The sequence below is a fragment of the Acinetobacter sp. YH12128 genome (assembly GCF_013418655.1).
In the GTDB taxonomy this organism is placed as follows: Bacteria; Pseudomonadota; Gammaproteobacteria; order Pseudomonadales; family Moraxellaceae; genus Acinetobacter; species Acinetobacter amyesii.
Map to the genome: position 1 here is coordinate 111,659 of NZ_VPBO01000013.1, position 6,201 is coordinate 117,859.

Genomic DNA, 6,201 nt, shown 5'->3' on the forward strand with positions numbered 1-6,201 from the left:
CCTTTTTGCCTATACAGCACCCTCGTACTGTAGTGCATATATTGATCTATTTTTAGATTTTTTCAAGCACTTTCCTATGGCTTTTTGATACAGCGTAGTTAGCCCCAAGGCCAAAAAAAAATTGCTTTGCCACATTATTTCCCTCTCCCTAACCCTCTCCCATTGAGAGAGGGAAATACGTTGTATTTAGCTAGCAAAAGCCCGTTCTAATACTCGCTCTACATCGACCTTTTTAGCATCCAGCATGCCCACCACTTGCCCATGTTTCGCACTATAGCGGCTTTGAATAAAACCATTTGCTACATAATCAGGCGCATAGCGTTTCAATAACACCGCTTGTGCAAGTACCGTTAAACGACTGACCAAACTGCGCCCCATAAATTGTAAATCTTCAGGTGATTGATGGAACAACCTGAACAAGTCCTGCAATTCTGTTTGCAAGCTTTCATCTGTACTTGCTGTACTCGCCAAATCTTTAAACAGCACTTCAATAGATTCAGGGTCACGCCCAATCGCACGCAGCACATCTAGGCACATGACATTGCCTGAACCTTCCCAAATGGTATTCACAGGTGCTTCTTTAAAGATGCGCGCCATGATGCCGTTATCGACATAGCCATTGCCGCCAAAGACTTCCATCATCTCCCCTGTTAGCTCTACGGCACGCTTACAAATCCAAAACTTGGCTGCTGGGGTCATGATGCGTTTCCATGCCACAGACAAAGTATCATCCGATTCATAGCACTGCGCCAAATGGAAACTGAGCTGCGTCGCTGCTTCACTTTCTAAAGCCAAATCTGCCAAGACTGCACGCATAAGCGGTTGATCAATCAAATGTTTACCAAAAGCCTGACGCTGACGGGTATAGGCAATGCATTGCACCAAAGCTTGACGCAGCATGGCGCTCGAACCGACCGAACAGGTCAGACGGGTGTAATTCGCCATTTCAATAATGGTTGGAATGCCACGCCCTGCCTCACCAATCATAATGCCCCACGCATTTTTGAATTCGACTTCCGAGCTTGAATTACTGCGGTTACCGACTTTTTCTTTTAGGCGTTGCACCTGAATATTATTCTTCGTGCCATCTTCCAACCAACGCGGTACAAAGAAACACGCCAAGCCATCTTGTTCGGTTTTTGCCACCACCAAATGCGCATCACACATCGGCGCAGAGAAAAACCATTTATGCCCTGTGAGCAAATAAGCCTTGCCTCGTCCTGTTTCTGCTACAGGCACGGCAATGGTTTCATTGGCGCGTACATCCGAACCGCCCTGCTTTTCGGTCATGCCCATACCGAGCCAAATCGACTTTTTCTTCGCGATGGGTACATCACGTTCATCATATTCCGTCGATAATAGTTTCTCGCCAATTTTCGCCCATAGTTCAGGTTCACGTTGAATTAAGGGAATACTGCCCAGCGTCATGGAGTTCGGACATAAATTGCCACACTCGACCTGACCTGCGAGATAAAAACGTGCTGCCCATTCCACCCATTTAGTCTTGGAGTTAGGCTGATTAAAAGGATGCGCATGGGTATCAAACTGACGGTTGAGTCCCATCCATTTATGCCATGAAGGATGAAATTCGATAAAGTCAGTACGGCGACCACGAGCATCGAAGGCATGTAAAATTGGGGTATGTTTGTTGGCTAAAGCCCCATGCTGAAAGTATTCACTCGAACCTGCGACTTTGCCCATTTCGCATAAGATCGGCTGATCGTGGCTGCCATAGCGCTTTAAGATTTCATGTAAAACCGTATCACTTGAAAATAGATTGTAGTTTTCCAGTTCATCAAATTGGTTGCTGATTTGATGCGTCATCCATGTCTGTTCTAATGTATTCATCGTCTATATTTTCCGCTTGTTCTTGTTGGCTTTTCATTTCAGTATAGAGAAAATTTAAAGCATAGACGTTCGGTTTTCCGCGCTTAAAAATATGAAGCATTCAGCCATTCAAATACGGCGTAAGCCACGTCAATCACGTGCCAAACTGACGCAAGAAGCCTTACAGGACAGTTTTGTTCGGCTTTTGCATGAGCGTCCTGCCAGCCAAATTACCATTCGGGAAATTACCGACCTTGCAGGCGTGGGCTTGGGAACGTTCTATGAATATTTTTCTAAAAAGGAAGATTTGATTGCGCTAACCATTCATTTACATGTGAAACACAATGCGGAAAGCTTAAAAAGTTATGCACATAGCTTGATCAAGTTATCCACAGATTTGAAGTTTCAGACTTATTTAGAGCGAATTATTCATTTTCAAATTGAGCAAATTCAAGCACAGCAGTTTTTATGGTCACAGGTGTTTTTGTTAGAACGGCAGATTTCAGATATTGAAAGTTACCGTAAGAGTTATGCCATGATGGTGCAAATGTGGCGCAGTATGCTTGAGCCATTTATACAGGATGATGAACAGCTCAAACAGATGGCTTTAAATATGCAGCGGGTGTGTTATGGCTTTGTGTCGCAAACTTTATTGATTGAGCCTGATTTTGGGGAGTGGGATGAATTAAAGCGAGATATAATTCATATGTTGCGCGATTAGACTTCGCGGACAAGTCTAATGATGTTTCAAATGCATCGGTGAATAAAATAAAGTCATGTTATTTACAAAAAATCGGCTCTTAAACCAGTTATTTTAGATATTTAGGAAATTCATTTTTACGGTAGAAGAAAATCATTCATCACTTGTTTCATCCGTCAATAAAAGTGCTTTAGAAGTTAAGCTTTTATTGCCAGCTTACTTGTCTCATTTATACGCCTTTGCAATGCTGGCCAGTTGTAAGCTCTTTAAAAATTCAGCCGTATATTTTGGACTATGGCCTAATGCACCCCGATGATAGCCATTTGGGATCGCCTGATAGACTGCTGGCAATTTTTATTTGCACACTTTCTGGTAATAACTTTGAGTACCAAGGTGATCGACTAAATGGTCTGCGGCGCCTTAAACAAACATCAGTATTACGGTTAGGGTCATATATTCAATCGACTGCCGTTTTAAATAGCTTAGGGATGGCCTTAAGTCTGAATTTTTTAAAAGATTGGCTGAGGTGCTTGTTTTAACAAATTTTTTATTTCTGATCGACAACGTTTACGTGCCTGATATAGTAAAGACTGCATATCTGGACTAACCTGTTGATCTACATTGATCGATCTGCTTCGGCTGCTCCCAACAACACGCTGGGGAAAAATGCCGCTACATTGGTATCTGGATTTGGATTGGTTTCTACGTATTCAGCAATACATTCATATTGATAACCACCCGGTGCCAAGGGTATTGCAGCTTTAAGATTCAATTCAAGCGCATCTTTTTATCCCTGAGCTGCAACCGCAATAGCAGCTGCACCACATTGACTATGCCCCATCTCCATCCAGTCTTTATTAAATTGCTTCGGCTTGCAAGAATGCAGTGCATGTACAGAATCCACCACATTATAAACTTGACTGGGTGCATTTATATGAGGGTGCAGTTTTGGCTTACCCAGTCCTTATAATCTGTTGCAACCACTACATAGCCATGCCTCAAACAACTGTCGATTGCACCATCTATGACTAGTTACAAACTATATACAGGCCCATTGTATAATCACTTGAAGGAGCACTTGTATCAGCCACACAGTCGTGCCATGTGCTCATGCCAATACGGTCCAGCCTTGTTTAAGTGCTTATCCTTTTGGCAGTAAAATATATCCCGAGGTCAAAATGGGTTCGCCATTAACCCCCTCAACTACGATATGCGATCACGTAAGGTTGCCTAGTATGTTGATATGATATAAGAATCGATTCACGCTGGAGTGACAACACCTGACCTGACAACACCTGACCTGACAACAATAAAGATAGCTGTAACAACTAGCATCACCCCATAAAGAATTTATTTACAATTTTCTAAAACAACTTAGACCACTTGCCAATATTTCTTCAGCTGTATTTTTAGCTTATTTTAAGTATTAAATAATGTCTTTAATGTTGAAAATCTCTGCAATATTAACAACATAAAATGTCTTTCATTAACTAGAATCAGCTAAAAAACCTATATGAAGGCAAAAAACCATAATAAAAATATGGATTTAATTAGTTCGTCCTCTTCTACCTATCATAGCAACATATTTGAGTTTAATTCATGGATAAAATATTAAAACAAAATATATAAATAAATAATATAAATTCAATAACTTAATCAATCGAATTAACCATTTATACAAAACTATTTTTCCATTTGTCAAAAGCCACAGAAAGCTTTAGAGTCAATAAGTATATAGAGATTTTTAAGCTTTTAACGGCTACAGTTTTATAACTTCTCTTCGATTGATTGCTGCTTGAAAAATTTTAGAATAAGAGAAAAACTGTTGTCACATTGTCACTTTAAAATGAATTAACAAAACGGTTAATGTCATGTGCTGTTGAGCGTGTTATCAATTGAAAGGTTATAACTCCCAACTTTAATACATGATTATAATAATGGAGATACTCAATGAGCGACGACGTTAAAAAATGTCCTGTCACCCACCTAACAACTGATGCTGGTGCTCCTGTTGTAGATAATCAGAACAGTATGACGGCAGGTGCACGTGGTCCTTTACTTGCCCAAGACCTATGGCTTAATGAAAAACTCGGTAATTTCGTTCGTGAAGTAATTCCAGAGCGTCGTATGCATGCCAAAGGTTCTGGTGCTTTCGGTACGTTTACCGTGACTAACGATATTACCCAATATACCCGCGCTAAAATTTTCTCAGAAGTTGGTAAAAAAACTGAACTTTTTGCTCGTTTCTCTACCGTAGCGGGTGAGCGTGGTGCTGCAGATGCAGAACGCGATATTCGTGGTTTTGCCCTTAAATTCTATACTGAAGAAGGTAACTGGGATTTAGTTGGTAATAACACCCCTGTCTTCTTCCTACGTGATGCTCGTAAATTCCCTGACTTAAACAAAGCAGTAAAACGCGATCCTAAAACCAATAAGCGTAGTGCAACTAATAACTGGGATTTTTGGACTTTACTACCTGAAGCTCTACACCAAGTTACTATTGTGATGTCTGACCGCGGTATTCCAGATGGTTACCGTCATATGCATGGTTTTGGCAGTCATACTTTCAGTTTTATTAATGCCAATAATGAACGCTTCTGGGTTAAATTCCACATGCGCACTCAACAAGGCATTAAAAACTTAACCGATGCTGAAGCTGAAGCGATTATTGCCAAAGACCGTGAAAGCTCACAAACCGATCTGTTCAATGCAATTGAACGCGGCGATTTTCCAAAATGGAAAATGTACGTTCAAATTATGCCTGAACTTGATGCAGAAAAAGTACCTTATCACCCATTTGATTTAACCAAAGTATGGCCTAAAGGCGACTATCCGTTGATTGAAGTGGGTGAATTCGAACTCAACCGTAACCCTGAAAACTATTTCCAAGATGTTGAACAAGCCGCTTTTGCACCAAGTAACTTGGTGCCGGGCATTAGCTTCTCACCTGACCGTATGCTGCAAGCGCGTTTATTCAACTATGCTGATGCTGCACGTTATCGCTTGGGTGTAAACCATTACCAAATTCCTGTAAATGCACCACGTTGCCCTGTTCATTCCAACCGTCGTGATGGTCAAGGCCGTATGGATGGTAACTATGGTGCAACACCGCATTATGAACCAAACAGCTTCAGCCAATGGCAAGAGCAACCACAATACAAAGAACCACCATTGAAAATTACTGGTGATGCTGACTTGTGGGATTATCGTGAAGATGACAGCGACTATTTCAGTCAACCACGTGCATTATTCAACTTAATGAATGATGAACAAAAACAAGCATTGTTTAATAACACTGCTGGCGCAATGGGCGATGCACTCGACTTCATTAAATACCGTCATATCCGTAACTGTTACGCATGTGATCCAGCTTATGGTGAAGGTGTTGCAAAAGCATTAGGCTTAACTGTAGCGGATGCGCAAGCTGCTCGTGCAACTGATCCAGCTCAAGGTAATCCTGGCTTGCTTTAAGTTTTATCTTTGAATAAAAAAACCACCTTTTAAGGTGGTTTTTTCTTGGCATTAAATATTCCAATTACCTTTTAATTAGGGTCTGTTGACATTTGTTGATTAAAAAAATAGCGAGATAGTAAAATTAAATCGCCAAACCCAATTTTACACTCGCTATGCCTCGAACAATGCTAAATGATCAACACTGGTCCAAGTTACTTGCT

4 protein-coding genes are annotated in these 6,201 nt (G+C 41.0%); 2 read left to right on the forward strand and 2 right to left on the reverse strand.

Annotated features, from left to right (window positions below; genetic code table 11):
* Window positions 1-186: 186 nt before the first annotated feature.
* On the reverse strand, window positions 187-1,848 hold the full coding sequence (locus FTU64_RS08540; protein WP_180055607.1) for an acyl-CoA dehydrogenase family protein: 1,662 nt from the start codon (window positions 1,846-1,848) through the stop codon (window positions 187-189).
* Between the two features lie 91 nt (window positions 1,849-1,939).
* Between FTU64_RS08540 and FTU64_RS08545 the strand changes: the two genes are divergently transcribed.
* Entirely contained in the window at window positions 1,940-2,548 is a 609-nt protein-coding gene (locus FTU64_RS08545; protein WP_180002945.1) for a TetR/AcrR family transcriptional regulator, read from the forward strand.
* A gap of 595 nt (window positions 2,549-3,143) precedes the next feature.
* Here FTU64_RS08545 and FTU64_RS08550 read toward each other — a convergent pair.
* Window positions 3,144-3,299 carry a hypothetical protein gene (locus tag FTU64_RS08550; RefSeq protein WP_180048820.1) on the reverse strand — a complete coding sequence of 52 codons (156 nt, stop codon included), beginning with the start codon at window positions 3,297-3,299 and terminating at the stop codon, window positions 3,144-3,146.
* A gap of 1,178 nt (window positions 3,300-4,477) precedes the next feature.
* On the opposite strand from FTU64_RS08550, the gene FTU64_RS08555 reads away from it, so the two are divergent.
* Window positions 4,478-5,998 carry a catalase gene (locus FTU64_RS08555; protein ID WP_180059562.1) on the forward strand — a complete coding sequence of 507 codons (1,521 nt, stop codon included), beginning with the start codon at window positions 4,478-4,480 and terminating at the stop codon, window positions 5,996-5,998.
* Window positions 5,999-6,201: the final 203 nt, after the last annotated feature.

What these genes read in the sequence shown, in the direction of transcription:
- FTU64_RS08540 (WP_180055607.1), bottom strand. Translation starts at nt 1,848, where the DNA reads ATGAATACATTAGAACAGACATGGATGACGCATCAAATCAGCAACCAA.
- FTU64_RS08545 (WP_180002945.1), top strand. Translation starts at nt 1,940, where the DNA reads ATGAAGCATTCAGCCATTCAAATACGGCGTAAGCCACGTCAATCACGT.
- FTU64_RS08555 (WP_180059562.1), top strand. Translation starts at nt 4,478, where the DNA reads ATGAGCGACGACGTTAAAAAATGTCCTGTCACCCACCTAACAACTGAT.